At 64.9% G+C, this 25,180-nt stretch carries 22 protein-coding genes; 14 read left to right on the top strand and 8 right to left on the bottom strand.

Translation table 11 applies throughout. The features are described from left to right. Positions 1 to 32: 32 nt before the first annotated feature. Positions 33 to 677, bottom strand: coding sequence for a cysteine hydrolase family protein (locus QQK95_RS17195; RefSeq protein WP_284274850.1), 645 nt, complete (start codon positions 675 to 677; stop codon positions 33 to 35). 125 nt (positions 678 to 802) lie between these two features. Here QQK95_RS17195 and QQK95_RS17200 point away from each other — a divergent pair, with 125 nt between their 5' ends. Beyond that, entirely contained in the window at positions 803 to 1,789 is a 987-nt protein-coding gene (locus QQK95_RS17200) for a helix-turn-helix domain-containing protein (RefSeq protein WP_284274851.1), read from the top strand. Between the two features lie 16 nt (positions 1,790 to 1,805). Here QQK95_RS17200 and QQK95_RS17205 read toward each other — a convergent pair whose 3' ends face one another. After that, complete coding sequence (locus tag QQK95_RS17205) at positions 1,806 to 2,363, bottom strand: sugar O-acetyltransferase (RefSeq protein WP_284274853.1); 558 nt, start codon at positions 2,361 to 2,363, stop codon at positions 1,806 to 1,808. A 141-nt stretch (positions 2,364 to 2,504) separates the two neighbouring features. On the opposite strand from QQK95_RS17205, the gene QQK95_RS17210 reads away from it, so the two are divergent. Together QQK95_RS17210 and QQK95_RS17215 are read left to right on the top strand one after the other, a co-directional pair. Beyond that, positions 2,505 to 2,966 carry a DUF4126 domain-containing protein gene (locus QQK95_RS17210; protein WP_284274854.1) on the top strand — a complete coding sequence of 154 codons (462 nt, stop codon included), beginning with the start codon at positions 2,505 to 2,507 and terminating at the stop codon, positions 2,964 to 2,966. Further along, a complete protein-coding gene (locus QQK95_RS17215) occupies positions 2,963 to 4,339 on the top strand; it encodes an FAD-containing oxidoreductase (protein ID WP_284274855.1) in 1,377 nt (458 codons plus the stop codon). The genes QQK95_RS17210 and QQK95_RS17215 overlap by 4 nt, the downstream gene beginning before the upstream one ends. Before the next feature lie 3 nt (positions 4,340 to 4,342). Here QQK95_RS17215 and QQK95_RS17220 read toward each other — a convergent pair whose 3' ends face one another. Then, positions 4,343 to 4,795: a MarR family winged helix-turn-helix transcriptional regulator gene (locus tag QQK95_RS17220; protein WP_284274857.1), complete on the bottom strand. Its 453-nt coding sequence runs from the start codon at positions 4,793 to 4,795 to the stop codon at positions 4,343 to 4,345. A 171-nt stretch (positions 4,796 to 4,966) separates the two neighbouring features. Between QQK95_RS17220 and QQK95_RS17225 the strand changes: the two genes are divergently transcribed. The 3 genes from QQK95_RS17225 (at position 4,967) to QQK95_RS17235 (ending at position 9,837) form a co-directional block, all read left to right on the top strand. Beyond that, positions 4,967 to 7,333 carry a membrane-bound PQQ-dependent dehydrogenase, glucose/quinate/shikimate family gene (locus tag QQK95_RS17225; RefSeq protein WP_284274859.1) on the top strand — a complete coding sequence of 789 codons (2,367 nt, stop codon included), beginning with the start codon at positions 4,967 to 4,969 and terminating at the stop codon, positions 7,331 to 7,333. Positions 7,334 to 7,495: 162 nt separating this feature from the next. Further along, a complete protein-coding gene (locus QQK95_RS17230; RefSeq protein ID WP_284274861.1) occupies positions 7,496 to 8,671 on the top strand; it encodes an MFS transporter in 1,176 nt (391 codons plus the stop codon). 110 nt (positions 8,672 to 8,781) lie between these two features. Beyond that, on the top strand, positions 8,782 to 9,837 hold the full coding sequence (locus tag QQK95_RS17235) for a succinylglutamate desuccinylase/aspartoacylase family protein (protein WP_284274863.1): 1,056 nt from the start codon (positions 8,782 to 8,784) through the stop codon (positions 9,835 to 9,837). A 1-nt stretch (position 9,838) separates the two neighbouring features. Here the strand turns inward: QQK95_RS17235 and QQK95_RS17240 are convergent, their stop codons facing one another. Next, the gene (locus tag QQK95_RS17240) at positions 9,839 to 10,609 is read right to left on the bottom strand and encodes an isocitrate lyase/PEP mutase family protein (RefSeq protein ID WP_284274865.1); all 771 of its coding nucleotides are present in this window, start codon (positions 10,607 to 10,609) and stop codon (positions 9,839 to 9,841) included. 319 nt (positions 10,610 to 10,928) lie between these two features. Here QQK95_RS17240 and QQK95_RS17245 point away from each other — a divergent pair, with 319 nt between their 5' ends. Together QQK95_RS17245 and QQK95_RS17250 are read left to right on the top strand one after the other, a co-directional pair. Then, positions 10,929 to 13,118, top strand: coding sequence for an anthranilate synthase (locus QQK95_RS17245; protein WP_284274867.1), 2,190 nt, complete (start codon positions 10,929 to 10,931; stop codon positions 13,116 to 13,118). Between the two features lie 5 nt (positions 13,119 to 13,123). Further along, positions 13,124 to 14,071, top strand: a complete 948-nt coding sequence (locus tag QQK95_RS17250; RefSeq protein ID WP_284274869.1) for a cation diffusion facilitator family transporter — start codon at positions 13,124 to 13,126, stop codon at positions 14,069 to 14,071. 114 nt (positions 14,072 to 14,185) lie between these two features. Here the strand turns inward: QQK95_RS17250 and QQK95_RS17255 are convergent, their stop codons facing one another. Beyond that, the gene (locus tag QQK95_RS17255; protein WP_284274871.1) at positions 14,186 to 15,289 is read right to left on the bottom strand and encodes a hypothetical protein; all 1,104 of its coding nucleotides are present in this window, start codon (positions 15,287 to 15,289) and stop codon (positions 14,186 to 14,188) included. A 95-nt stretch (positions 15,290 to 15,384) separates the two neighbouring features. On the opposite strand from QQK95_RS17255, the gene QQK95_RS17260 reads away from it, so the two are divergent. The 4 genes from QQK95_RS17260 (at position 15,385) to QQK95_RS17275 (ending at position 18,204) form a co-directional block, all read left to right on the top strand. Continuing rightward, positions 15,385 to 15,822: a DsrE family protein gene (locus QQK95_RS17260; protein ID WP_284274873.1), complete on the top strand. Its 438-nt coding sequence runs from the start codon at positions 15,385 to 15,387 to the stop codon at positions 15,820 to 15,822. A 61-nt stretch (positions 15,823 to 15,883) separates the two neighbouring features. Next, positions 15,884 to 16,666, top strand: coding sequence for an SDR family NAD(P)-dependent oxidoreductase (locus QQK95_RS17265; RefSeq protein WP_284274874.1), 783 nt, complete (start codon positions 15,884 to 15,886; stop codon positions 16,664 to 16,666). A 64-nt stretch (positions 16,667 to 16,730) separates the two neighbouring features. Then, positions 16,731 to 17,039, top strand: a complete 309-nt coding sequence (locus QQK95_RS17270) for a putative quinol monooxygenase (RefSeq protein WP_284274875.1) — start codon at positions 16,731 to 16,733, stop codon at positions 17,037 to 17,039. Between the two features lie 67 nt (positions 17,040 to 17,106). Continuing rightward, on the top strand, positions 17,107 to 18,204 hold the full coding sequence (locus tag QQK95_RS17275; RefSeq protein WP_284274876.1) for an AbrB family transcriptional regulator: 1,098 nt from the start codon (positions 17,107 to 17,109) through the stop codon (positions 18,202 to 18,204). 43 nt (positions 18,205 to 18,247) lie between these two features. On the opposite strand, the gene QQK95_RS17280 is transcribed toward QQK95_RS17275, so the two are convergent. Further along, positions 18,248 to 19,135 carry a LysR family transcriptional regulator gene (locus QQK95_RS17280; protein ID WP_284274878.1) on the bottom strand — a complete coding sequence of 296 codons (888 nt, stop codon included), beginning with the start codon at positions 19,133 to 19,135 and terminating at the stop codon, positions 18,248 to 18,250. A gap of 147 nt (positions 19,136 to 19,282) precedes the next feature. On the opposite strand from QQK95_RS17280, the gene QQK95_RS17285 reads away from it, so the two are divergent. Beyond that, positions 19,283 to 20,815 (top strand): MFS transporter, encoded by a 1,533-nt coding sequence (locus QQK95_RS17285; protein WP_284274879.1) that lies wholly within the window; start codon positions 19,283 to 19,285, stop codon positions 20,813 to 20,815. A gap of 239 nt (positions 20,816 to 21,054) precedes the next feature. On the opposite strand, the gene QQK95_RS17290 is transcribed toward QQK95_RS17285, so the two are convergent. Further along, entirely contained in the window at positions 21,055 to 21,831 is a 777-nt protein-coding gene (locus tag QQK95_RS17290; protein WP_284274881.1) for an esterase family protein, read from the bottom strand. Positions 21,832 to 21,835: 4 nt separating this feature from the next. Further along, positions 21,836 to 23,002, bottom strand: a complete 1,167-nt coding sequence (locus QQK95_RS17295) for an ATP-grasp domain-containing protein (RefSeq protein WP_284274884.1) — start codon at positions 23,000 to 23,002, stop codon at positions 21,836 to 21,838. A gap of 426 nt (positions 23,003 to 23,428) precedes the next feature. Here QQK95_RS17295 and leuA point away from each other — a divergent pair, with 426 nt between their 5' ends. Beyond that, positions 23,429 to 25,168 carry a 2-isopropylmalate synthase gene (gene leuA / locus QQK95_RS17300; RefSeq protein ID WP_284274886.1) on the top strand — a complete coding sequence of 580 codons (1,740 nt, stop codon included), beginning with the start codon at positions 23,429 to 23,431 and terminating at the stop codon, positions 25,166 to 25,168. Positions 25,169 to 25,180: the final 12 nt, after the last annotated feature.

The following is a 25,180-nucleotide window of genomic DNA, read 5'->3' on the forward strand; positions in this document are numbered from 1 at the left end:
TGATGCGGCGCCCTTTCTGTTTGTGGATATTCCTATGCCGCGTTGCGCGCCAGCGCCCGCTGGTTGGAGGCATAGATCGTGTCGCGCTCCGGCAAGGCGCCGGTCTTCAGGCACTCGACCCATTCGGCGGTCTTGAGCACTGCCGCGAAGCGCGACTGCAGGATAACAGTGACCACGCGGTGGATCTCCTCGGCCGAGGCATAGCCGGCGCTGTTGGCATAGGGCACCGAGCCGGTCGCATCCGACAGGAACTCGACGGCAAAGCCCATGTGCACGGCATGGATGATGGTCGACAGGTCGCAATTATGCGTCATGTAGCCGACCACCGTGAGCGTATCGATGGCATTGGCGCGCAGCCACGCCTCGAGGTCGGTGCCGGTAAACGCCGAAGGCAGCGTCTTCTCGACATAATGGTCGCGGCCGCGCCCGGCAATTTCGGGATGCAGTTCGCCGCCGTGACTGCCTTTGGCGAAGATCAGTGACGTCTCGGGCGCCATCTGCTTGATAACAACCACCTTGACGCCGGCGGCGGCGGCCGCATCCATGGCGCGCGCCACATTGACGATGCTGTCGCGGAACGGCGGATGCTGGATCGCCAGATTGCCGCCGTCATAGTCGTTCTGGACATCGACGACGATCAGCGCGCGGTGTGGGGAGGTGTTGGCTGGGGCAGACATGGTGTTTTCCTTCCGGCTTGAATGCGATGGGCGGAAAATAGGCGGCTTTGTGAGTGGTCAAAAGTGGCCCGATTGACATCATTCGAAATAATTGGGACAATCCAGCTTTCGAACCGGAAACGCCCATGACCGCCCCGATCATTGCCGCCCTCGCCTTCGACGGCATCAGCCCGTTCCACCTCTCCGTGCCTTGCCTGGTGTTCGGCGCCGACCGCACGAGGCTTGGCCTGCCGCGCTTCGACTTTCGTGTCTGCGGGGTCGAGCAAGGCATGATCCGGACCGATGCCGGGCTGAGCATCCTTGTCCCGCACGATCTGTCCGCGCTCGACGATGCCGACATCATCATCATCCCGAGCTGGAAGGATCTCGGAGCCCCTCTCGCGAAGCCGCTCGACGAAGCGCTCGGCCGCGCGCACCGGCGCGGCGCGCTGATCGTTGGCCTGTGCCTCGGCACCTTTGCCATTGCCGCCGCCGGCCTGCTTTCGGGCCGCAACGCGACCACGCACTGGGCCTATACGGACCAGCTGCGCGCCCTGCACCCCGACATTTCGATCGATGCCGACGTGCTCTATGTCGATGACGGCGACATCGTCACCTCGGCCGGCGTCGCCGCCGGGCTGGACTGCTGCCTGCACATCGTGCGCGCCCGTTATGGCGCGGAAGCGGCACTGCGGCTCGCCCGGCACATCGTCCTCTCGCCTCACCGCCAGGGCGGGCAGGCGCAGTTCATCGAGCGCCCCGTGGCAAAAAGCGCTGACGCCGACCGTTTCAGCCAGGCGCTCGACGCGGTTCGCGCCACACTTGGTGAGACGCACAGCCTGGACAGCGTCGCCGACGCCGCCGGCCTGACACGGCGCACCTTCACCCGCCGCTTCCAGAAATCGATCGGCACCAGTTTTGGCGACTGGCTGACCAGCCGGCGCATCGAACTGGCGCAGCGGCTGCTAGAAGCGACGGAAAAATCGATGGACATCGTCGCCTTCGAGGCCGGCTTCGGCAGCGCCACCTCGCTGCGCCAGCATTTCGCTGCGAGACTGAGGACATCGCCGGCGCAGTATCGGCGCGAATTCTCCCGGCGGGTGGATCAGGGCGAACGGACGGCGCACGCCTGATTGTTTGCAATGGACCTCAGCCGCGCTTGACCGGTCGCGCCGGATTGCCGACCACCGTCTCGTTCGCAGGCACATCGCGCGTCACCACCGCGCCGGCGCCGACGATGGCGCCCTCGCCGATGCTGACGCCGCCAAGGATGATTGCGCTGCCGCCGATCCAGGCATGGGCGCCGATCTCAACCGGCCTGGCGATCTCCAGCCCCGCCTGTCGCCCGGCAGCTTGCCTGTGGTGCTCGGCGCAATAGATCTGCACATTGGGGCCGAGCAGCGTTCCCTTGCCGATGCGCACGCTTGCCGTGTCGAGAATGGTGCAGCCGGCGTTGAGGAAGACGCCATCGCCGAGAACAATGTTGAAGCCGTAGGCGCAGTGGAACGGCGCCTCGATGCGGACGCCCTCGCCCACGCCGCCGAGCAATGCCTTCAGGCCGGTCCCGAGATTGCCGCGCTGCCTTGGCGGCAGGCAATTGTGCTCGAACACCGCGTCGCGCGCCAGGGCACGCAGGGCCTCCAGCTCGTCATCGAGGCAAGAGTACCATTCGCCGGCCGCCATCTTCGTGCGCTCGCTTCCAGCCATGGCGGGGTCTCCGATTGACGTCCTTGCAAAGCATAGTTCGCGTCCAGCAGAAAAGCGCCAATCCAAGTACTGGTCAAATATTGGACCTATGGTAGCCTGCCGTCTCAAGGCCGTCCTGGCCTGCTGATCGAGGGGATCAACATGCTCTATCTTCTTGCACTTCTGATCGGCGTCATTGCCGGCCTGCGCGCCATGACCGCGCCGGCTGCCGTCGCCTGGGGCGCGTATCTGGGCTGGCTGCCGGTTGCCGGCACCTGGGCGAGCTTCATGAGCCATTGGGCCGCAGTCGGCATCTTCACCATCCTCGCCATCGTCGAGCTTGTCACCGACCAGCTGCCCTCGACGCCAAGCCGTAAAGTGCCGCAACAGTTCGGCGCCCGCATCATCATGGGAGCATTCACCGGTGCTGTGATCGGCGCGACCGGTGGCGCCACCATCGTCTGCCTGATCGCCGGCGCCATCGGCGCGGTAATCGGCACTTATGGCGGTGCCGAAGCGCGCGGCCGGCTGGCGGCCGCTTTCGGCAAGGATCAGCCCGCCGCCTTCATCGAGGACGCGGTGGCGATCATCGGTGGCCTGCTGATCGTGGCGGCGGTGGCATGACGGCAAAAACATTCGACGCCATCATCATCGGCGCCGGCCAAGCCGGCACGCCGCTCGCCGGCAGGTTGAACGCAGCCGGCATGAGTGTGGCGCTGATCGAGCGCAAGCTGGTCGGCGGCACCTGCGTCAACACCGGTTGCATCCCGACCAAGACGATGGTGGCGAGCGCCTATGCCGCGCATCTGGCGCGGCGCGCCGCCGATTATGGCGTGACGCTCTCCGGCCCTGTCGGCGTTGACTACAAGGCGATCAAGGCGCGCAAGGACAAGGTTTCGGGCGCCTCCCGCACCGGGCTGGAAAGCTGGATCGCCGGCATGGACAAATGCACGCTCTATCGCGGCCATGCGCGCTTCGAATCCGCCAATACGGTGCGCGTCAGCGACGACCTTCTGACTGCCGCAAAGATCTTCCTCAACACCGGCGGCCGCGCTTCCGTGCCCGATTTGCCCGGCATCCACGATATCGACTATCTGACCAATTCCTCGATGATGGATCTCGAGGTCCTGCCGCGCCATCTGATCGTCGTCGGCGGCAGCTACATCTCGCTCGAATTCGCGCAGATGTTCCGCCGTTTCGGCTCGGACGTCACCGTCATCGAGAAGAGCCCGCGCCTGACCGGCCGCGAGGACGAGGACGTCTCGGCCACCATCCTGTCCATCCTCGAAAACGAGGGCATTACGGTCCATGTCGGCGCCGACGATATCGGCTTCGCCAAACAAGGCGACGATATCGCCGTGACCTTCTCGGCCGGCAAGCCGCCGGCCGTCGGTTCTCATGTGCTGCTGGCGCTCGGCCGAACGCTCAACACCGACGATCTCGGCCTCGACAAAGCCGGCGTCGCCGTCGACAAACGTGGTGCCGTTATCGTCGACGACCAGCTGCGCTCCAGTGTCCCAGGCATCTGGGCGATGGGCGACTGCAACGGCAAGGGCGCCTTCACCCACACCTCCTACAATGACTACGAGATCGTCGCCGCCAATCTGCTCGACAACGACCCGCGGAAGGTCAGCGACCGCATCGAGGCCTATGCGCTCTACATCGACCCGCCGCTCGGCCGCTGCGGCATGACCGAGGCGGCGGTGAGGAAATCCGGACGCCGCGCGCTGGTCGGCCAGCGGCCGATGACCCGCGTCGGCCGCGCCGTCGAAAAAGGCGAGACGCAAGGCTTCATGAAGATCCTCGTCGATGCCGACACGCGGCAGATCCTCGGCTGCTCGGTGCTCGGTCCCGGCGGCGACGAGGCGGTGCATTGCGTGCTCGATTTGATGTACGCCAAGGCGCCGGTCGACACGCTGGCGCGCGCGATGCACATCCATCCCACTGTGTCGGAACTGCTCCCCACGATTGCCCAGGAGCTGAAGCCGCTGGCCTGAGGTCTATTCCCCCGTATCCGGTCGGCTCAGCTTCGCCTCCAGCCGGCCGAGCAGAAGCATGGCACCGCTCAGTTCAGCGTCGCCGACATCGCTGAGCAGGTCGGCGCGCAGCACCGCCAGCAGCCGCTCGATCTCGGTCACGCGGCTGCGCCCGGCATCGGTGAGCGACAGGATCTTGGCGCGTCGGTCGGCCGCATCCTCGGTGCGCGTCACCAGCCCTTCCTCGACCAGCAGATCGACGATGCGCACCAGCGACGGCCCCTCGAAGCCGAGATGATCGGCAAGCACGCCCTGGCGCTGATTGTCGCCCAGCCGCGACAGCATCACCAATGGCATGGCGGTGGCATGCGAAAGCCCGCAATCGTCGAGCGCCTTGTCGGCCGCGCGCCGCCACAGCCTGGCGACTGATATAACGAGTTGGCCAAATCTGGCTCGATCCAGGTCTTGCTTGGGCATGATCAAAAAGATAACATGCTATCTATTAGGTTGCGATAAAATTCTTTTCCCTGGCGAAGCCCCCGTCGCCGAAAACCGGAAGCCGACGACCGAGCTCCAAAGATCGCCCTGATGGCCCTTTCGGCCGCCGCGACCGCGAGGCATCGCGACCGGAAAAGCGTGAGGATCCACATGCCAAACCAAGATTCCAACAGCTCCGGCGGCATCTGGCTGCTTGTCCTTTTCGGCCTGGTGCTGATGATCATCGGCCTGCCGCTGCTTTATGGCGGCGTCCAGCTCATCGGCCTTGGCGGCTCCTGGTATTACGCGCTGGCCGGTGCCGGCATCATCATCTCGGGATTCCTCTTTGCCTTGCGCCGCCGTGCCGGCTTCTGGCTCTACATCCTCGTTTTCCTCGCCACCATCGCCTGGGCGCTCTGGGAGGCCGGACTGAACTTCTGGCCGCTGGTGCCGCGACTGGTCGCGCCGGCGGTGCTTGCGGTGATCGCTCTCCTGCTGGCGCCGCTGTTCCCGTCATCCAGCAGCGGCAAGCGTGGTCCCTTCACCCTTGCCGGCATCCTCGTGCTCGGCCTGGTCGCCACCGCCGCCTATGCCTTCCAGCCGCATGGCGTGATCCGCGACACGGTCGCCGCCAGTCAAGCGCCGACGCCTGCCGCCGCGACGGCCTCCAGCACCGACTGGCGCCACTACGGCCGCACGCCCGCCGGCACGCGCTATGCGCCGATCGACCAGATCAACAAGGACAATGTGAAAGACCTCAAGGTCGCCTGGACCTTCCGCACCGGCGATGTCCCGGCCAAGGGCGCCGAGGACCAGAACACGCCGCTGCAGATCGGCGACACCGTCTACACCTGCTCTTCGACAAATATCGTCAATGCACTCAACGCCGAGACCGGCGAGCCGCGCTGGAAATTCGACCCGAAGGCCTCGGCGCCGCTGTGGCAGCGCTGCCGTGGCGTGAGCTACTACCAGCCGGCGGCCGATGCAGCGGCCGGCGGCACCCCAGCCGCCTGTACCGGACGCATCGTCATGACAACCATCGACGCGCGGCTGATCGAGATCGATGCCAGGACCGGCCAGCCCTGCGCGGATTTCGGCCAGGGCGGCATTGTCGACCTCAAGCAAGGCATGGGCGAGGTCAAGGCCGGTTTCTATTTCCAGACCTCGGCTCCGACAGTCATGCGCGACCTGATCATGGTCGGCGGCTGGGTCTGGGACAATGTCGAGACCGGTGAACCCTCCGGCGCCATCCGTGCCTTCAACGCTAAAACCGGCGAACTGGTCTGGGCCTGGGACCTCGGCAACCCCGCCATCACCAAACTGCCGCCGGAGGGCCAGAGCTACACGCGCGGCACGCCCAATGTCTGGTCGACGCCCAGCTATGACGACGCGCTCGGCCTCGTCTATCTGCCGACCGGCAACGCCACGCCCGACTTCTTCGGCGCCGAACGCAGCAAGGCGGCCGAGGACTACACCGCCTCGGTCGTCGCCCTCGACATCGCCACCGGCCGCGAGCGTTGGAAATTCCAGACCGTGCATCACGATCTGTGGGACTATGACCTTCCCTCGCAGCCTGCGCTCTACGACGTACCCGACGGCAAGGGCGGCAAGGTACCGGCGCTGATCCAGGTGACCAAGCGCGGCCAGATCTTCATGCTCGACCGCCGCGACGGCAAGCCGATCGCCGAAGTGCAGGAAAAGCCGGTGCCACAGGACGGCGGCGCCAAGGAGGACTTCCTGTCGCCGACCCAGCCCTATTCGGTCGGCATGCCTTCGATCGGCGATCAGCCATTCACCGAGGCCAGCATGTGGGGCGCCACCCCGTTCGACCAGCTCTATTGCCGCATCGGTTTCAAGAGGCTGCGCTACGAGGGTGAGTTCACGCCGCCGGGCCCGACGCGCTCGCTGCAGTTTCCCGGCTATTATGGCGGCATGAACTGGGGCAGCGCCTCGATCGACGAGGCCAATGGCACTCTGATCGTCAACGACATCCGCATGCCGCAATTCGTCGAGTTGCTGCCACGCGCCGTGGCCGATAATTATGGCCCCTCGGCGGCGCATGATGGCCTCGGCACCCAGCTCGGCACGCCCTATGGCGCATTGAAGAACGGCTTCATGTCGCCGCTCGGCGTGCCTTGCCATCAGCCGCCCTACGGCACGATCAGCGCCATCGACCTGAACACGCGAAAACTCGTCTGGCAGGTACCGGCCGGCACGCTGCAGGACACCGGCCCGCTCGGCATGAAGACCGGCCTGCAAATCCCGATCGGCATGCCGTCGCTCGGCGGCCCGGTGACGACGGCCGGCGGCCTCGTCTTCTATTCCGGCACACAGGACTATTATCTGCGCGCCATCGACATCGCCACCGGCGAGGAGCTTTGGAAAGGCCGCCTGCCGGTCGGCGCGCAGGCGACGCCGATGACCTATACCTCGCCCGAAAGCGGCCGCCAGTTCGTCGTCGTCTCGGCGGGCGGGGCGCGCCAATCGCCCGACCGTGGCGACTACATCATCGCCTATGCCTTGCCGAAGGCGCCATGATCCGCAAGTTCGTCCGCGGACGATCGACAGACGGGGCGTCTCGGCGCCCCGTTTTCGATCTGCCCCTCGCTTTCTGCATTGCTGCATTGCAGCGATAGACATTGCGCCTGGCATGGATACTCGCGCAGTCTGAAAATTGAACCGATTCAGTCTGGACGCCTCATGCCCCTGCCGATCCTCGCGCTTGCCATTGCGTCCTTCTGCATCGGCACCACCGAATTCGTCATCATGGGCCTGCTGCCCGAGGTCGCCGCCGACCTTCGCGTGTCGATCCCTTCGGCCGGCCTGCTGGTCACCGGCTATGCGCTGGGCGTCGTCTTCGGCGCCCCGATCGTTGCCATGGCCACCGCGCACCTGCCGCGCAAGCCGGTGCTGGTCGGGCTGACAGCTTCATTCGTCGTCGGCAATCTGTTCTGCGCCATAGCGCCGGACTATTGGACACTGATGGCGGCGCGTGTCTTCACGGCTTTTGGCCACGGCGCTTTCTTCGGCATCGGCTCGGTCGTGGCCGCAAGCCTGGTTCCGCGCAACAAACGCGCCAGCGCCATGGCGCTGATGTTTGCCGGACTGACGCTTTCCAACATTCTGGGCGTTCCCGCCGGCACTGCGCTTGGCGAGGCTTTCGGCTGGCGCTCCACATTCATCGCCGTGGTCGGCATCGGCCTGATCTCGGTCGCGGCGATCGCCTGGCTGGTGCCGTCGGATGTTGCTGAACCGAGCGGCGGCGGCCTGCGCGGCGAGTTGCGGGTACTGGGCAGGCTGCAGGTCTGGCTGGCGATGCTGATCGCCTCGCTGGCCTCGGCCAGCCTGTTTGCCGTCTTCACCTACATAAAACCCTACCTCACCGACGTGTCCGGACTGTCGACCTCTGCCGTCACCTGGGTTCTGCTGCTGTTCGGCGCCGGCATGACGATCGGCAACATCATTGGTGGGCGGCTGGCGGACTGGAAGCTGATGCCGACGGTCATTGGCACGCTGCTGTTGATGGCGGTGCTGTTCGTCGGCTTCATGCAGTTCGGCGCCATTGCCAGTATCGCTGTCGGTATCGTCTTCCTCTGGGGACTGCTCATCTTCGTCGTCGTGCCGCCGCTGCAGATCCGTGTCGTCGAGGCCGCTGCCGAAGGGCCGAACCTTGCCGCCACGCTGAACCAGGGCGCCTTCAACGTCGGCAATGCCAGCGGCGCCTGGATCGGCGGTGTGGCCCTTTCGGCCGGCGTTTCCTATGCCCAACTGCCATTGGTCGGCGCGGTGCTCGCTCTGCTGGCGGTCACCGTCGCGGTGCTGTCGCAAGCGCTGGATCGGCGCGCGCCCGTCCCGCTCCAGGCTGCAGCCGAATAGACGTCCATTCGCCAAAGGGATGGAAATCTTGCGCCCATAGCGCGGCCGACTGGACCAATCGACAGCGATACCTCAAATGGGCATGTCTTCTCGCTCTAACGGAGAAAGTCATGCAGAAATCGATCGAACGCATCGCCGGTGACAGCGAGGGCGTTTCCTACGAATTCCCGGTGTTTCGCTTCACAGGTAGCGACAAGGCGGCGCCATCGGCCTATTTGCAGGCCGCCCTCCACGCCGGTGAGCTGCCGGGCGTCGTCGCCATCGACGCGCTGATGCCGGCGCTGAACAAGGCCGCTGCCGAAGGCCGCATCAGGGGCAATATCACCATCGTGCCCTGGGCCAACCCGATCGGCCGCGCGCAATATCATTTCGGCGAGCACCAAGGCCGCTTTCACCTGGGCACCCGTACCAATTTCAACCGAGCCTTTCCGCTGCTTGCCGCGCCCGACACCAAGCTCTTGCCCGACACCAGCTTCGGCGGCGCCGACCAGCGGCTGAAGTCCCGCCTGGTGCAGCTGTCGCTCGGCCACGACATCGTGCTCGACCTGCACTGCGACGATGAGGGCCTAGCCTATCTCTACATCCACACCAGCCTGTGGCCGGCCATGGCTGATTGCGCCGCCGCCATGGGCGTCGATGCGGTCGTGCTGTGGAGCGAGGACACCGACGGCACCTTCGAAGGCGCCTCGATCATGCCCTACCAGAACGTTCCCGCCGACGTGGCGAAGTTCGACCGGCGCGTCGCCACCACGGTCGAATATCGCGGCATCCTCGATGTCGACGGCGCGCTCGCCAAGGCCGACGCCGACGGGCTTTACCGGCTGCTGGTGGCGCGCGGCGTGATCGCCGACGGCGCGCTGCCTGCGCCCGGCCCATTCAAGGGCGTCGTCGCCCCCTTGGAAAACATCGACATGATGCCGGCGCCTCGGGCCGGCGCCGTCCTCTATGACGTGAAGCCCGGCGACCGCGTCATCAGGGGCGATCGCCTCGCCACCATCGTCCATGCACCGGGCGAGATCGATGGCCGCACGGAAGTGTTCGCGCCGCAGGACGGCATCATCCTGACCCGCCGCTCGCGCCGCATCATCCGCGCCGGCGAGGACCTGCTGAAATTGGTCGGCGACAGGAAGAGCGCCGATGCCAGGTCGGGCACGCTGGAGGATTGACCTAGCCCGAGATCGCCAGCCGCGCCTTGGCCTCCAGCCATTCGGCCATCTGCCGGTAAGGCACCGGGCCGTGGCTGATGCGGGCGACGCCGAGTTCGGCCAGCCGCTGGCGCGGCGGCACATGCGCCAGTGCGATGATGTTGACCGGCAGCGCAACTGTCTTGCACAGCGCCTCGATAAGCCTCTCGTCACCAAGGCCCGGCGCAAAGAAACCGTTCACTCCGGCCTTTTCATAGGCATGCGCCCGCTCGATCGCCTGGTCGAGCAGCGCCTTGTCATGCGCATCGGGCTTGGCCTTGAGGAAGATGTCGGTGCGGGCGTTGAGGAAGGCCGGAATGCCGGAGGCCTTGACGGCGGCCGCGGCCGCCTCGACCCGCTTCACCTGGACGGCGATGTCGTGCAGGCCGGCGCCGCCGACGATCTGGTCCTCGAAATTGAAACCGATGGCGCCAGCCTGCAAGGCGCGTGTCACCGTCTGGGCGACCGCTTCCGGCTCGACGCCATAGCCGCCCTCGAGGTCCATGGTCACCGGCAGGTCGACTGCCCCCACGATACGCCTGATGTTGTCGAGCGCCAGGTCCAGCGGGATCTTCTCGCCATCGGCATAGCCGAAGGCGGCCGCGACCGGCCAGCTTCCGGTGGCGATGGCCTTGGCGCCCGCCTTTTCGACGATCTTGGCCGAGCCCGGATCCCAGGCATTGTAGAGAACGATCGGGTTGCCCTTGACGTGAAGGGAATGGAACGTCCGCGCGCGCTCGGCCTGGTCGGTCATGGGTGTTTTCCCGTTCTCTGGATGTCAGATGTATAGTCTAGGCAACGCCACCGGCTGTGGCGATGTGCCATGGGCCCGGGAAGCGGCGGCCACCGGACAGCCTTTCAAACCTGTTGCGCATCCGGTTTTTCGCCGCTATGGATTTCGCCATGAACATGCGTTCGACCAAGACCATTTGGTGGTGGGCCTGCTGACAGCGGCCTGTCCGAACGCGCGTGCGTGAAAAGAGAGGGTGGCCGCAACGGAAAGTCCGGGCGGCCATTTGTTTTTCCAAAGCCAGTCCCGGGTCCGTTGCCCCAACAAGCTGATGGAGACGGCAATGACGATGAAGGTTCTGGAAAACGGCGCTGAAAGCTTCGTGACCGCGGGTGGCATCACCATTGCGCGTGAGCGCCACGACCGGCCCTATGCGGGGGCGATCGACGCCTATGTCGACGGCTTGAACTCGCGTCGGGGCGCGGTGTTTTCCTCCAATTACGAATATCCCGGCCGTTACACGCGCTGGGACACCGCCATCATCGATCCGCCTTTGGTCATCTCCGCGCGCGGCCGCGCCATGCGCATCGAGGCACTGAACGGCCGTGGCGAGGCGCTGTTGCCGGTCATCGGCAAGACGCTGGGCGGCCTTGCCGACATCACCATCGCCGAGACGACGAAGACGCTGATACGCCTCGACGTCGCCAAACCCGGCCGTGTCTTCACCGAAGAGGAGCGCAGCCGCGTGCCTTCGGTGTTTACCGTGCTGCGCGCCATCACCGCCTTGTTCAAGACCGAGGAAGACGCCAATCTCGGCCTCTACGGCGCCTTCGGCTACGACCTCGCCTTCCAGTTCGACCCGGTCGACTACAAGCTCGAGCGCAAGCCGAGCCAGCGCGACCTTGTGCTGTTCCTGCCCGACGAGATCCTGGTGGTCGACCATTATTCCGCAAAGGCCTGGACCGACCGCTACGACTATTCAGGCGAGGGATTTTCGACGGAAGGCTTGGCCCGTGACGCAAGCGCCGAGCCGTTCAGGACCGCTGACCGCATCCCGCCGCGCGGCGACCATGAACCCGGCGAATACGCCAACCTTGTGCGGCGCGCCATGGACTCGTTCAAGCGCGGCGACCTGTTCGAGGTAGTGCCCGGCCAGATGTTCTACGAGCGCTGCGAGACCCAGCCCTCCGAGATTTCGCGCAAGCTGAAGTCGATCAACCCCTCGCCCTATTCCTTCTTCATCAATCTCGGCGAAAACGAATATCTGATCGGCGCCTCGCCCGAAATGTTCGTGCGCGTCAACGGCCGCCGGGTCGAGACCTGCCCGATCTCGGGGACCATCAAGCGCGGCGACGATGCCATCTCGGATAGCGAGCAGATCCTGAAGCTGCTCAATTCGAAGAAGGACGAATCCGAGCTCACAATGTGCTCGGACGTCGACCGCAACGACAAGTCGCGGGTCTGCGAGCCCGGCTCGGTGCGCGTCATCGGCCGCCGCCAGATCGAGATGTATTCGCGGCTTATCCACACCGTCGACCACATAGAGGGCCGCCTGCGCGAAGGCATGGACGCCTTCGACGCCTTCCTGTCGCATGCCTGGGCGGTCACCGTCACCGGCGCGCCGAAACTGTGGGCCATGCGCTTTATCGAGCAGAACGAGAAGAGCCCGCGCGCCTGGTATGGCGGGGCGATCGGCATGGTCAATTTCAACGGCGACATGAACACTGGCCTCACCTTGCGCACCATCCGCATCAAGGACGGCATAGCCGAAGTGCGCGCCGGCGCCACATTGCTGTTCGACAGCATCCCCGAGGAAGAAGAAGCCGAAACCGAACTGAAGGCATCCGCCATGCTCTCCGCCATTCGCGACGCCAAGACGGGCAATTCCGCCAACACCGAGCGCACCACCGCGCGGGTCGGCGACGGCGTCAACATCCTGCTCGTCGACCACGAGGACTCCTTCGTCCACACGCTGGCCAACTACTTCCGCCAGACCGGCGCCAATGTCTCGACCGTGCGCACGCCGGTGCCGGAGGAAGTGTTCGAGCGGCTGAAGCCGGACCTCGTCGTGCTCTCGCCCGGACCGGGCACGCCGAAGGATTTCGATTGCGCCGCCACCATCAGACGAGCGCGCGCCCGCGACCTGCCGATCTTCGGCGTGTGCCTTGGCCTGCAGGCGCTGGCCGAGGCCTATGGCGGGGAACTGCGCCAGCTGCATATTCCCATGCACGGCAAGCCCTCGCGCATCCGCGTCTCCAAGCCCGGCATCATCTTCTCCGGCCTGCCAAAGGAAGTCACTGTCGGCCGCTACCATTCGATCTTCGCCGATCCGGTGCGGCTGCCCGATGATTTCATTGTCACGGCCGAGACGGAGGACGGCATCATCATGGCCTTCGAGCACCGCAAGGAGCCGATCGCCGCCGTGCAGTTCCATCCGGAATCGATCATGACGCTCGGCCACAATGCCGGCATGCGCATCATCGAGAACATCGTCGCCCATTTGCCGCGCAAGGCCAAGGAAAAGGCAGCCTGACCGCGATGGCCGAAGCCGAGAACACGATGGCGATCGCAGCCAAGGCGGCCGCGAAGCGCAAGGTTGCCAACCTTGCCTTCTGGTCGATCGTGGTCGCCTTTGTCGTGCTCGCGCTGAAGCTGGCCGCCTGGTACATTACCGGCTCCGTCGCGCTTTATTCGGACGCTCTGGAATCGATCGTCAATGTCATTGCCTCGGTCGCCGCCTTCTGGGCGATCCAGGTCAGTTACAAGCCGGCCGACCAGGATCATCCGTTCGGCCATCACAAGGCCGAGTATTTCTCGGCCGTGCTAGAAGGCGTGCTGATCGTCGTCGCCGCGCTGTTGATCCTCAACGAGGTCTGGCGCTCCTGGCAAGCACCGGCGCCCCTGGAAAGACCCTGGAACGGCCTTGCCGTCAACGGCATCGCCACGCTGATCAACGCCTTCTGGGCGTGGACGCTGATCCGCGCCGGCCGGGCCGAAAAATCGCCGGCGCTGGTTGCCGACGGCAACCATATCATGACCGACGTCGTCACCTCGGTGGGCGTCTTCGGCGGCCTGGTCGGGGCAATCCTGACCGGCTGGCAGATCCTCGATCCGGCGCTCGCCGTCATCGTCGCGCTCAACATCCTGTGGCAGGGCTGGCACGTCATCGGCTCGTCGATGAACGGCCTGATGGACCGTGCCGTCGACACGCAGGAACACATGCGCATCCGCGATGTCATCTCGGCCAATTGCAAGGGCGCGCTGGAGGTGCACGACCTTAAAACCCGCATCGCCGGCCGCGCCACCTTCATCGAGTTCCATCTGGTCGTCGACGCCGACATGTCGGTCGGCGCCAGCCACGTCATCTGCGACCGGATCGAAGACGCGCTGAAGGCCGAAATCCCCTCAGTGCGCGTCACCATCCATGTGGAGCCCGACGACGAGGCGAAGCTGCCGAAAGGCACGACGGCCGTGCCGTTCGCGTGAGGCAATCCCCCGTCACGACCTTGGAAAATTAGCCAAAGCGTCTGGACTTCGTCATCCACGGGCGGAGCAGCAGCGAAGCGACGCGGCGCAGACCACAGGATGACGAAGCCGTGCTCAAGGTGCGCAGGCCGATTGCGGCATTGGCTCCAGCCGGTAGACCTTGTCGTCCGACTTCGTCTTGCCGTCCGCTGCCTTCGAGCACAGATCGACGATCGCCAGGCTGCTGTTGGGATTGGCCAGCATCATCGTGCCGTTGGCGCCGCGCTTGAGGAAGATTTCCTTCTGCGCGATGTCGCAGGAGAAATCGCTCATCTTAGAGCTTGCCGCGCAGCGCCACTGGTCGGCTTCGCCCTGGCAGGAATAGGTCTGCGTGACCTTTCCCGACTTCAGCCTGGTGGTCACCGAGACAGCGATGTCGGCGCCATCAGGCCAATTGGCGGCGTCACCACCGGAGGCGAAAGACGCCAGTTCCACCGGCCCGCGAAAAACCCGGATCGACTGCGTCAACTGGTTGGGGTGCGAGGCAAGGTGCGACGCGTCATAGTCGCGGCCATAGCAGAACGCCTGGTCGGGCTTAAGCCGCTCGCGCAGCGGGGGGCCGAGCGCCGGGTCGATCGGATCGATGCGCGCGAACTCGGCCTTGCAGGTCGCGGCCGGCATCGGGTCGAGGCGGAAATTGTCGTCCTCCGAGCCCAGCGCCTGCCTGTCATATTCCGCCTTGCCGAGTTCCTCTTCCGATCCGGCATCGAGATAGAGGTCGGCCGAGACATCGGTGACAATCAGACGGCCTTTGTCATCGACCTTCAGCGAGGCCATGGTGCGGTCGCAGTCCATGCCGCAACGGATCGGCCCTGATGTGCCGTCCTCGGATTCATGATTGCACCAGCCGCCGGCCCATTGCGGCGCCTTGGCGCCGCGCACCGTCGTGGTGAGAAAACCATTGTAGGACGTGTCGGCATTTGCCGTGGGTTCTTCGTTCGGCCGGCTGACCGGGTCATGGCCGTAGTAGAAGAAGATCCGTGCCACTTTCTGCTTCGGATGCGCCTTCAGATGGGCCGCGTCATAGACCCGGCCGAAACAAGCGTCCGACCCGTTCGGGCTGAGTTCCCTGAGTTTCAGCGCATCTTCGGCGACCGCCGTGCCCGACAGCAAACCAAGCAGGGCAATGCCAATTCCGGCGCCCGCAATTGTCTTCCATTTCCTTGCCCCGAACGTCATGTGACCTCTCCTCGCATCGACAGGACGTAGCGTCAACGTATGCTAGTATTGCTGCCGCAGCCACGCAAATAGCGGTGAAATCTGAGGAGGATGCCATGCGCAGACGCGACATGTTCCGCGCGGTTCTTGCCGGAACCGGGACGTTTCTTGGCCTGCGGGCCGCGCAGGCCGCGACCGCGGGCCCCGCCAGGCTGAAGGTCGCCTATCATCTGAGCGATGTGGACAAGGTCAACTTCGTGCTCGGCAACATCAAGAACCACTATGAAGGCACCGGCGGCAATGTCGACATCGTGCTGGTCGTGCATGGCCCGGCCCTGGCCAGCTTCAAGTCGAAGGGCATATCGGCCGCGGTCTCCGGCCGCTTCGCCGGCCTGGTGCAGCAGGGGCTCGAGCCGCAGGCCTGCGGCAACACCATGCGGGGCATGGACATTTCGCTCACCGACCTGCTCGACGGTTTCCATGCCGCCGACAAGGGCGGCGTCGTCAAGCTCGCGGAACTGCAAAGCCAGGGCTACGTCTATCTGCGCCCCTGAGGCTTGAACACCGGGGTGGCAAAGGCCTACGAAGGGCGGGAGACATCCCGGAGGAACAACAGTGCCAGCCACCAACACGCTCAGCATTCCCGATCTCGCCGGCAAGGCGGTGCTGGTCACCGGCGCCTCGACCGGCATAGGCGCGGCCCTCGCGCTGGCCTATGCCGCGCAGAAATCCAAAGTGGCGCTGCATTACAATTCGAGCCGAGAGGCCGCCGAGAAACTCGCCAAGACCATTCGTGACAGCGGCGGCGAGGTGTTCCTCGTCCAGGGCGATTTTTCCGTTGCCGCCGATGTCGAGCGCGTCGTCGAGGACAGCGCGCAACATTTCGGCCGCCTCGACGGGCTGGTCAACAATGCCGGCGGCATGCTCGGCCGCGTGCCCTATGCCGAACAGACCGAAGCGCATTACGACGCGGTGATGGATCTCAACGCCCGTTCGGTGCTGACCGCCTCGCGCAAGGCGATGCCATGGCTGAAGAAGCAGGGCGGCTTCATCGTCAACACCTCGTCCATCGCCGCGCGCAATGGGGCCGGCGGCGGCGCCGGCCTCTATGGCTCGGCCAAGGCCTTCGTCTCCAACGTGACGCGCGGCATGGCCAAGGAACTGATCGGCTTCGGCATCCGCGTCAACGCCGTGGCGCCCGGCACCATTCTCACCCCCTTCCACGAGCGCTATTCGACCGAGGAGCAGATCAAGGGCATGGTCGCCACCATTCCGCAGGGCCGGGCCGGCACGGCGGAGGACTGCGTCGGCGCCTACCTGTTCCTCTCTTCGGATATGCTGAGCGGCTACATCACCGGCCAGGTGATCGAGGTGAATGGCGGCCAGTTGATGCCTTGACCGGCTATCTGCATACTGAAGGTCCGCATACTCTTGTCGAAGACTTTGAAGGGGAGACAACTGCATGTACGGACTGATCGGCAAGATACGGGCGGCGCGCGGCCAGCGCGACGCGGTCATGGACGTCCTGCGCGCCAGCACCGGCGCTCTCCCCGGCTGCCTGAGCTATATCGTCGCCACCGACCCGGCCGATGCCGACGCGATCTGGGTGACCGAAGTGTGGACCGACCAGGCAAGCCACAAGGCCTCACTGCAGCTTCCGGAGGTCCAGGCGGCCATCGCCAAGGCGCGCCCCTTCATCGCCGGCTTCGAGTTCCAGGTGGAGACCCACCCCGTCGGCGGCTTCGGGTTGCCTGACGGCAAGACGGGCTGAGGCCTGCGGGCAGCTTTTTCAGCACGGCGGGGTTCGCATCGCCGGGCTTGGCGTCTAAGACCGAAACATGGATTCCTCGGTGCAGCCTCCTGACCAGCCCGCCACCGAGCGCATGGCGCGAATACCCAAGCCTTGGCAATGGCTGGTCCTGCTCACCATCTCGGCCTTGTTTGCCGGCGCGCTCGAACGCGCCGCTCTGCCGGCGGCGCTGCTGATCGGGCCGATGCTGGCGGCGATTGTCGCCGGCACCAATGGCGCCACGGTGCGGGTGCCGCGCCTGCTGTTCGGCTCGGCCCAGGCCATTGTCGGCTGCCTCGTCGCCGCGTCGATTTCGGCCGACATCTTTCCCGTCTTCTACCGGGAATGGCCGCTGTTCCTTGGCGTGGTGATCGCCACGGTCGCGGCCTCCAGCCTGCTTGGCTGGCTGATCAGCCGCTGGCGCATCCTGCCCGGCACCACCGCCGTCTGGGGTTCGTCCCCGGGTGCGGCCACCGCCATGGTGCTGATGGCCGGCGCTTTTGGCGCCGACCAGCGCCTTGTCGCCTTCATGCAGTATCTGCGCGTCATCTTAGTCTCGATGACGGCGGCGATCGTCGCCAAGCTGTGGGTCGACACATCGGGCATCGAAGTCCCGCCCGTCATCTGGTTTCCGCCGATCGATGCCCAAGCCTTTGCCGCGACCATCGGCATCGCAGTCATAGGTGGCCTGGCGGGCAAGCTTTGCCGGCTGCCCTCGCCCTTCTTCCTCGGCACCTTCATCTTCGGCACCGTCATCCATCTCGGCCTTGGCCTCGAGATGCAGTTGCCGCCATGGCTGCTGGCAATCAGCTACGCCATGGTCGGCTGGTCGATCGGGCTGAACTTCACCAGGCCGATCCTGCGGCATGCCACGCGCGCTCTGCCGCAGATCATCGCCTCGATCGTGGCGCTGATCGCCTTTTGCGGCGGGCTGGCCTTCCTGATCAGCCATCTCCTGGGCATCGATCCGCTGACCGCCTATCTGGCGACCAGCCCCGGCGGCATGGACAGCGTCGCCATCATCGCCGCCGCGGCGCGGAACGTCGACATCTCCTTCGTCATGGCGCTGCAATCGGCGCGCTTCCTGGTCGTGCTCCTCGTCGGCCCGAGCGTCGCCCGGCTGGTGGCCAGAAGCATCCGGGACTGAAAGGCTTCGGCGCTTTCGGTGCCTACTCTTCACCGCCGGCTAGCTATCGCGCCGCTGCGAGGCGTTCGGGAAGGAAATCGACGAAGACGCGCACCTTCGGCGACAGATGCCGATTGGAGGGCCACAGCATCCGGAACTGGCCACGACCGTCGATATGATCGTCCAGCACGGTGCGCAGCCTTCCGTCCAGCAGCGCCTCGCGGACCAGGAAATCGGGCATGCAGGCAATGCCGAGCCCGGCGATGGTGGCACCCTTCAAGGCCTCCATGTTGTTGCAGGTCAGCTTCGAGCGTATCTGCGGTTCGGCGCTTCCGGTGATGAACGGCCACTCCAGCAGCCTGCCGCTGTTGAGAAAGCGGAAGTTTATGCCGAAATGCCGGATGAGATCCGCCGGCTCGCCGGGTGTGCCGTGGCGCTCGAGATAGGAGGGCGCCGCGCACAGAAGCATGCGAAAGGGCCCGACGGGTCTCGACACCAATCGTGAATCGGGCAGCTCGCCGCTGCGGATCGCGACGTCGATGCCTTCCTCGATGACGTCGACGACGCGGTCGTTGAAATCGATGTCGAGTTCGATCTCGGGATAGCGGGCCATGAATTCCGACAGCACCGGCAAAAGCAGATGATAGGTGACAATTGGGGTCGAGACGCGCAGCCGCCCGTGCGGCGTTTCCCGCGTCCGCGACAGCATCGCCTCGGCATCGTCGATGTCGTCGAGGATGCGCCGCACCCGCTCGTTGAACAGCCTGCCCTCTTCCGTCAGGCCGACCCGCCGCGTGCTGCGCTGGAGGAGCCGCACGCCGAGTTCCTGTTCGAGCCGCGCGACGCTCTTGCCTACGGCGGAGGCCGAAATGCCGAGCGCCCGGGCAGCGGCGATGAAGCTGCCGAGCTCGGCGGTACGGGCAAAGGCCAGCAGGCCATTGAGACGATCCATCGTAGCTGTCCATTCGAGCGTTTCAGTCCGGTATATCAGGAGATATAATACTATTTTTCCCGAAAGGCCGACAACCTATCTTGTCGTTGCGACCGGCGCCGCGCCCCACGCGCATGCCGGCGGATGCTGCTTCAGATAGGAAAATCCATGACCCCCAAGACCCCAACCGGCCCGGCCGAGCGATGGCTCGTGCTCTTGTCGGTATGCCTTGCCGCGATGACCATGCCCTTGACCTTCACCGGCCCTGCCGTTGCGCTCTCCCGCATCGCGGCCGATCTCGGCGGCAGCCCGATCGCACTCAATTGGGTGACCAACGCCTTCATGCTGACGTTCGGCGCCAGCGTGATGGCGTCGGGAGCGCTGGCCGACAACCACGGACGCAAGCGCATCTTCCTCGCTGGCCTCTGCCTCTATGTCCTGGCGTCGCTTGGCGCGATGCTGGCGCCGGGCATTGTCTGGTTCGACCTGTTCAGGGCCGCGCAAGGGATCGGCAGCGCCCTGGCCTTCGCCGGCGGCGCCTCGGCGCTTGCGCAGGAATTCGAAGGTCCGCTGCGGCTGCGCGCCTTCTCCTTCCTCGGCACCAGTTTCGGCATCGGGCTCGCCTTCGGTCCGATCGCCTCGGGCCTGCTTATCTCCGCCTTTGGCTGGCGGTCGATCTTTGTTCTGGTGGCAGTGCTGGCGATCGCCTCTGCGGTGCTGGGCCTGCGCACCATCAGGGAATCGCGCGATCCGGAAGCGACCGGGCTCGACTGGGCGGGAGCTGGAACTTTCACGATCGCACTGGCCTCGCTGACCTATGGCGTCCTGCAGGCACCGCAGAGCGGTTGGATCGATCCCCTTGTCATCGGCCTGCTTGCTGCGGCCGTCCTCTTCTTCACCGCTTTCGTTGTCGTCGAGCGGCGCGTGCGGCGGCCGATGCTCGACCTCACGCTGTTTCGCTTTCCTCGCTTCGTCGGCGTCCAGTTCCTGGCGGCGGCGCCGGCCTATGGCTTCGTCGTGCTGCTGGTGCTGTTGCCGATCCGCTTCATCGGCATCGAGGGGATGAGCGAAATCGAGGCCGGGCAGTTGATGATCTGCCTTTCGGGACCGTTGCTGATCCTGCCCTTGCTTGCCGGCCAGCTGGCGCGCTGGGTCGCGCCGGCCACGGTCTGCGGCGCGGGCCTGCTCATCGCCGCCGCCGGCCTCGTCTGGCTGAGCCTGACGCCGCCGGTCGCCGTCGCGCTGGTGGCGCCGCTGGTGCTGATCGGCGTCGGCATCGCTTTGCCCTGGGGATTGATGGACGGGCTCGCCGTCAGCGTCGTGCCCAGGGAGCGTGCCGGCATGGCGGTCGGCATCTTCAACACCACGCGTGTCGCCTGCGAGGGCGTGGCGGTGGCCATCGTCACGGCGACCCTGTCAGGCTTCACCGCGGCTCAGCTCGCCGCTCAGGGTGCATCTTCCAGGGATGCGGCCACCGCGGCGCAGCTGCTGGCCACCGGCAATGTCGGAGAAACGGCACGGCACCTGCCGACGGCCAACGCAGGCGTTCTGGCCCAGGCCTACGAGACGGCGTTCGACAGGCTGCTGATCGTGCTGGCGGCGATCACCATCGTCACCGCCCTTGTCGTCTTCCTCGGCCTGCGTCGCGGATCGGCAGTTGAACATGGCGCCGTCCCGCTGGCCGCATGCCAGGAAGGGTAATGTCGGTGCATGTCGCCCAAACGTGCGAAGCGGTTTTGGGCGACATGCATCAGGCGACGTCAGGGGATGACAAGGCTCGCTATTCGATCCCCGCCCAGCGTGAAGGTCATGTCACCCTCGCCGTTGAAGCCCTTGCCCTTGCTCGTGCCCCTGGAACGACCGTTCCCAGTCGAGAAAGGCTTCCGTGTCACCTTCATTGGTGGCCTCGACGAAGCGGCGGATGGGGTCGGGCGTCCTCATCAATCCAGCCTGTGCATCAGATCATCATCCAGCCAGCGGCCGAAGAAATAGACCAGCTGCTTGTGCCACCACGGCCAGTCATGGCTGACGTCGCCGCCCCAATAGTCGACCCAGGCCGGAATGGACTTGTCGCGCAGGATCTGTTCCAGCTGGCGCGTCTCTACCAGCATGCGCTCTTCCCAGGCGCCTTGCCCGCAGCAGAAGATCAGCCTCAGCGCCTTCAGCCGGGCCAAAAGCTTCGGATCGACGATGCCGGGCAGGTAATCGAGCGGTGAGTTGTAGAAGATGTCGCCCTCCAGCGCCTTGCCGAAGAAATCGCGGGCCGAATAGACACCCGACAGCGAGATGACGCCGCTGGCGAGTTCGGGAAACCGGAAGACGAAGTTCGATGAATGGTAGCCGCCCATCGAACAGCCTGAAAACAACGGCTTCAGTCTGCGCCCGCCATTGGCCGCCGATGCAATGGACAGGATTTCCGGCAGCGCCTCCTCGCGCACATAGCGGAAATAGGCCTCGTGGCGGCCGATGCGGTGCGCGGCATCGGCATGCTTGTCGAAGAAGGATTCCGAATCGATGCCGTCGACCGTGAACAGCTGGATGCGGCCCGTGTCGATGAACTCGCCGAGCGCGCCGACGCCACCGGAATCCTCGAACTGGTAGAACCGTCCCTGCGAGGTCGGGAACACGACGACCGGCCGACCGGCATGGCCGTAGCGCTTGTATTCCATGTCGCGGCCGAGCTTGCCGGAGAAATGCTTGTGATAGGAGATGTCCATAGGCTCAGGCCTTTTCCGCGTGGATATAGGCGACCGCCTGGCGCAGCTCCGCCTGATCCTTCGAGCGCATCTGATAGGCGTAATTTCCCATGGCGCGGCTGAAAACCTCTTCGACGGCCTGATGGTGGACGATCTTGTCGTGGTGCGCCGCTAGCACGTCCTCATGGCTGTGCAAATAGTGGAGGTGCCGCTTGCGGCTGGCATAGGCGGTGAAATACTTGCCCTCATAAGGCCCGCCGGCGGCATCCTTGACCACCATGTCGGCCCATGCCGCGTAGACGTCGATATCGAACGTGTAGTTGATGGCGTCGGTCATCCAGGCGCCGGGTGGCCGCATGTTGACCTCCAGCGCGATGATCCGGTCGTCCCTGGTCTCGAACAGCTCGATGTGGAAGAAGCGCTCGCGCACGTCGAACGCCTTCAGGATCTTGCGACCGGCCTCCTCGACCGCTGGCCTGATATGGGGAAAGCAGGTGTAGCTCATGTGGCGGTCCTTGTTGACCACCTCCATGACGCTCTGGTCGTAGCGGTGGCTGGCCGCCAGCACCACCTCGCCGTCGCGGTTGACCAGCCCGTCATAGGTCACCACCAGCCCCTCGATGAACTGCTCCATGACGAAGGTCACGTCCTCTGGCTTGTCCCGGAAGAACTGGTCGAGCTCTCCTGTGTTGGAGATCTTGAAGGTGTTGGAAGCGCCGGAGCCGCTGTCGGGCTTCACCACCACGGGATAGCCGACGCGTCGGATGAACGTCATGGCGCCGGCGCGGTCGGAGCATTTGCGCTGCGCGATGGTCTCCACACCGCTCTTGCGGAAGAAGGCGCGCATGCGGCTCTTGCGCTTCAAATTCTTCACGAAATCGAGCTTGGTGCCGTAGATGTTGAAGTCGGTGCGGATGTTGGCTTCCAGCTCCAGCCAGTGCTCGTTGAGCGATTCGAAGCGGTCGATGCGGCCCCATTTGTGGATGAAATGCCCCATCGCCCGGAACACCGGATCGTAATCCTCCATGTCGGCGACGCGGTAATATTCCGAAAGTGCGGCCTTCAGCCTGCCGTCCAGCGCGTCGTAGGGCGCGTCGCCAATGCCGAGCACGGTGGCCCCGGCCTTCTTCAATCGGTCGCAGAAATCGGCGCCGTTGGCCGGAAAATGCGGCGAGAAGAACACGAAATTCATCGACAACCCCTCCCGGTGACAGGGCACCGCAGCCCCGTCGGCATCCAAGTCTGGCGCATTTGCAGCCCCTGGGGAAGAGCACCCGCATTAGGATAATGTTCAACGGATTCAGCGCCCGCTTGCCTCTGCAGGGGCGCTCCTGTAAGAGAACCGGCATGAACAATCGCGCCACCACCGCTTCCCGTCAGACCGGCTTTGCCGGCGAGACCGTGCGCGCGCTTGCCTCGACCCTGCTTCTTCTCGGCCTTATCGGCGATCGCCGGGTTCGCTGAAGGAGCGCCCGGCGGTCGAACCGCCGCGCAAGCGCATGCTCCTTGGCCAGTCTCAAAATTGGCAGTCACATCAAGCGAACGAAAATCTGGTAAAGGCGCCACTCGCCAGCCATCCGTCCGAGACGGATCCGAGGGCCGCCGGGAGAACAAGACGATGAACGCACGAGAACAAGTCCGCCTTGATGCCGCGTCCGCCGGCAGGGAGCCAGCCCGCGGCATGCCCGACGCGGCCCGCAAGTATCAACCCTATCCGACCGTTGGCCTCACCGACCGCACCTGGCCCTCGAAGGTCATCGACAAGGCGCCGATCTGGTGTTCGGTCGACCTGCGCGACGGCAACCAGGCGCTGATCGACCCGATGGGCCATGAGCGCAAGGCGCGCATGTTCGCCCTGCTGCTCGACATGGGCTTCAAGGAGATCGAGATCGGATTCCCTTCGGCCTCGCAGACCGATTTCGACTTCGCCCGCTGGTGCATCGAGGAAGGCAACGTGCCCGCCGACGTGTCGCTGCAGGTGCTGGTGCAGTGCCGTCCCGAGCTGATCACCCGCACCTTCGAGGCGCTGAAGGGCGCCACCAACCCGATCGTGCATTTCTACAATTCGACCAGCGAATTGCAGCGCCGCGTCGTCTTCGAGAAGGATGTCGGCGGCATCAAGCGGATCGCCACCGACGCCGCCAAGATGATCACCGATATGGCGGCCAAGGCCGGCGGCGGCTATCGCTTCGAATACTCGCCGGAAAGCTTTACCGGCACCGAGCTCGAAGTCGCGCTGGAGATCTGCAACGCCGTCACCGAGATCGTCAGGCCGACGCCGGACAACAAGCTGATCATCAACCTGCCGTCGACGGTCGAGATGTCGACGCCCAACATCTATGCCGACCGCATCGAATGGATGTGCCGCAATCTCGACAACAGGGAGAACCTGATCATCTCGCTGCATCCACACAATGACCGCGGCACCGGCATCGCCACCACCGAACTCGGCCTGATGGCGGGCGCCGACCGCGTCGAAGGCACGCTGTTCGGCAATGGCGAGCGCACCGGCAATGTCGACATCGTCACGCTGGCGCTCAACATGTACACGCAAGGCGTCGATCCGGGCATCGATTGCTCCGACATTAACCGGATGAAGGACGTCTACGAATACTCGAACCAGTTGAAGATCCCCGAGCGTCACCCCTATGTCGGCGAACTCGTCTACACCGCCTTTTCCGGCTCGCACCAGGACGCCATCAACAAGGGCATGAAGGCGCTGAAGAAGGCCAACACCAGCCTTTGGGAAGTGCCCTATCTGCCGATCGACCCGGCCGATGTCGGCCGCAGCTACGAGGCGATCATCCGCATCAACTCGCAGTCCGGCAAAGGCGGCATCGCCTATGTGCTGCAGGCCGATTACGGCCTCAATCTGCCGCGCAACCTGCAGATCGAGTTCAGCCAGGCGATCCAGGCGATCACCGACGCCGAAGGCAAGGAAGTGCCGGCCAAGCGCATCTATGAGCGCTTCCTCGAAACCTATGTCGACCAGCCGGGCGCGCGCCTGAAATTCCTCGACCACCACACCTATCCCGATACGGTGGTCAAGGGACGGCGCGTGATCGAGGCAGTGATCCTCGACAAGGGCAAGGAAGTGACCATTACGGGTACCGGCACAGGCCCGATCGACGGCTTCGTCGATGCGCTGTCGCGCCATGTCGGCGTCGAGATGTCGGTGCTCGATTATTCCGAACACTCGATGCAGCGTGGCTCCAATGCATCCGCCATTTCGTATGTCGAAATGGAATATCCCGGCGGCAAGCTGTTCGGCGCCGGCATCAATACCAACATCGTCGCCGCCTCGCTGGAAGCGGTGACGTCGGCCGCCAACCGCATCGTCGGCCGCAAGCCGCGGTAGCGTTACCGACCA

The organism is Mesorhizobium huakuii (assembly GCF_030160235.1).
Taxonomy (GTDB): domain Bacteria; phylum Pseudomonadota; class Alphaproteobacteria; order Rhizobiales; family Rhizobiaceae; genus Mesorhizobium; species Mesorhizobium huakuii.

Excerpts from the sequence above, each read along its gene's own strand:
- QQK95_RS17195 (WP_284274850.1), bottom strand. The coding sequence starts at position 677 with ATGTCTGCCCCAGCCAACACCTCCCCACACCGCGCGCTGATCGTCGTC.
- QQK95_RS17200 (WP_284274851.1), top strand. The coding sequence starts at position 803 with ATGACCGCCCCGATCATTGCCGCCCTCGCCTTCGACGGCATCAGCCCG.
- QQK95_RS17205 (WP_284274853.1), bottom strand. The coding sequence starts at position 2,363 with ATGGCTGGAAGCGAGCGCACGAAGATGGCGGCCGGCGAATGGTACTCT.
- QQK95_RS17210 (WP_284274854.1), top strand. The coding sequence starts at position 2,505 with ATGCTCTATCTTCTTGCACTTCTGATCGGCGTCATTGCCGGCCTGCGC.
- QQK95_RS17215 (WP_284274855.1), top strand. The coding sequence starts at position 2,963 with ATGACGGCAAAAACATTCGACGCCATCATCATCGGCGCCGGCCAAGCC.
- QQK95_RS17220 (WP_284274857.1), bottom strand. The coding sequence starts at position 4,795 with ATGCCCAAGCAAGACCTGGATCGAGCCAGATTTGGCCAACTCGTTATA.
- QQK95_RS17225 (WP_284274859.1), top strand. The coding sequence starts at position 4,967 with ATGCCAAACCAAGATTCCAACAGCTCCGGCGGCATCTGGCTGCTTGTC.
- QQK95_RS17230 (WP_284274861.1), top strand. The coding sequence starts at position 7,496 with ATGCCCCTGCCGATCCTCGCGCTTGCCATTGCGTCCTTCTGCATCGGC.
- QQK95_RS17235 (WP_284274863.1), top strand. The coding sequence starts at position 8,782 with ATGCAGAAATCGATCGAACGCATCGCCGGTGACAGCGAGGGCGTTTCC.
- QQK95_RS17240 (WP_284274865.1), bottom strand. The coding sequence starts at position 10,609 with ATGACCGACCAGGCCGAGCGCGCGCGGACGTTCCATTCCCTTCACGTC.
- QQK95_RS17245 (WP_284274867.1), top strand. The coding sequence starts at position 10,929 with ATGACGATGAAGGTTCTGGAAAACGGCGCTGAAAGCTTCGTGACCGCG.
- QQK95_RS17250 (WP_284274869.1), top strand. The coding sequence starts at position 13,124 with ATGGCCGAAGCCGAGAACACGATGGCGATCGCAGCCAAGGCGGCCGCG.
- QQK95_RS17255 (WP_284274871.1), bottom strand. The coding sequence starts at position 15,289 with ATGACGTTCGGGGCAAGGAAATGGAAGACAATTGCGGGCGCCGGAATT.
- QQK95_RS17260 (WP_284274873.1), top strand. The coding sequence starts at position 15,385 with ATGCGCAGACGCGACATGTTCCGCGCGGTTCTTGCCGGAACCGGGACG.
- QQK95_RS17270 (WP_284274875.1), top strand. The coding sequence starts at position 16,731 with ATGTACGGACTGATCGGCAAGATACGGGCGGCGCGCGGCCAGCGCGAC.
- QQK95_RS17275 (WP_284274876.1), top strand. The coding sequence starts at position 17,107 with ATGGATTCCTCGGTGCAGCCTCCTGACCAGCCCGCCACCGAGCGCATG.
- QQK95_RS17280 (WP_284274878.1), bottom strand. The coding sequence starts at position 19,135 with ATGGATCGTCTCAATGGCCTGCTGGCCTTTGCCCGTACCGCCGAGCTC.
- QQK95_RS17285 (WP_284274879.1), top strand. The coding sequence starts at position 19,283 with ATGACCCCCAAGACCCCAACCGGCCCGGCCGAGCGATGGCTCGTGCTC.
- QQK95_RS17290 (WP_284274881.1), bottom strand. The coding sequence starts at position 21,831 with ATGGACATCTCCTATCACAAGCATTTCTCCGGCAAGCTCGGCCGCGAC.
- QQK95_RS17295 (WP_284274884.1), bottom strand. The coding sequence starts at position 23,002 with ATGAATTTCGTGTTCTTCTCGCCGCATTTTCCGGCCAACGGCGCCGAT.
- leuA (WP_284274886.1), top strand. The coding sequence starts at position 23,429 with ATGAACGCACGAGAACAAGTCCGCCTTGATGCCGCGTCCGCCGGCAGG.